Genomic DNA, 1,100 nt, shown 5'->3' with positions numbered 1-1,100 from the left:
GCACCAACGGCATCCAGGCACTCGACTTGCTGGGGCGCAAGGTGCTGGCTGACGGCGGCCAGGCACTGGCCAGCTTCGCCGCCGAGGTACGGGCGTTCAGCCTGGAAGCCCCACTGCACCGGGCAGCCTTGCAGGCAAGCCTGACACGGCTGGAGGCCACCAGCGCGTGGTTGCAGGCACGCGCCACTGAAGACGCGAACCTGGTCAGTGCGGTGGCGGTGGAGTACCTGCAGCTGTTCGGGCTCACCGCGTATGCCTATATGTGGACACGCATGGCGGCGGTGGCGTTGGCCAAACAGCATGAAGACAGCGGGTTTTACGGCGCCAAGCTGGCCTGTGCGGACTTTTTCTTCCAGCGCGTGTTGCCGCGCGAGTTGGCACTGGAGGCCAGCATTCGCGCAGGCAGTGCCAGCCTGTACGGGCTGGCAGCAGCGCAGTTCTGACGGCGGGCGCGAAAGGTTCTCAAACGCTCAAAACCGTTGCAATTCCAGCGGAAAACCGGCACAACTGATAGTCATTCGCCATTACCCAGGTTCTCCGGGGCCCATGCGCAAGGGTAGAATGCGCAAAACCCGGAGCCGCAATGAACCAAGACCGCCTCAAGCCCACCCCTGACGATGCGATCACCGACGCCGCCGCGCATTGGTGCATGCGCTTGCATGCAGACGATTGCACGGCGGCCGAGCGCGAGGCATTCCTGCGTTGGCAGGCGGCCGACCCCAGGCATGCCGATGAATACCAGGCCATGCTGGAAATCTGGCAAACCGCCGACCTGCTGCCGCGCACCGCCACGATCATGGACGTCAACCCAGCGGCCATCGCCATCAGGCGCCGGCGTAACTGGCGGCCCCTGGCTTCTGCCGCCGCCATCGCCCTGGCCGTGCTGCCACTGGCGGGCTGGTTCGGCTGGGAACAGGGTTGGTTGCCCAATCGCTACCAGCACTTTGAAGCGACTGACCACATGCAGAGCGTGGTCCTGAGCGACGGCAGCCAGGTGCAACTCAACCTGCACAGCGAGCTGACCTTCCTCAATTACAAGGACCAGCGCCAGGTCACACTCAAGCGTGGCGAAGCGTTCTTCAAGGTCTGGCACGACAGCA

General features: G+C 64.3%; 2 protein-coding genes. Both read left to right on the top strand.

All coding sequences use genetic code 11. The features are described 5' to 3' along the window. A partial coding sequence (locus GYA94_RS26170; RefSeq protein WP_174824212.1) for an acyl-CoA dehydrogenase C-terminal domain-containing protein occupies window positions 1–443 on the top strand: 443 nt, incomplete at its 5' end. Between the two features lie 140 nt (window positions 444–583). Continuing rightward, the coding region (locus GYA94_RS26165; protein ID WP_161893402.1) for a FecR family protein at window positions 584–1,100 on the top strand (517 nt) is incomplete at its 3' end.

Source organism: Pseudomonas juntendi (genome assembly GCF_009932375.1).
In the GTDB taxonomy this organism is placed as follows: Bacteria; Pseudomonadota; Gammaproteobacteria; order Pseudomonadales; family Pseudomonadaceae; genus Aquipseudomonas; species Aquipseudomonas juntendi.
Note: the sequence above shows the minus strand (reverse complement) of the source record. Positions and strands in the feature narration are given on the sequence as shown.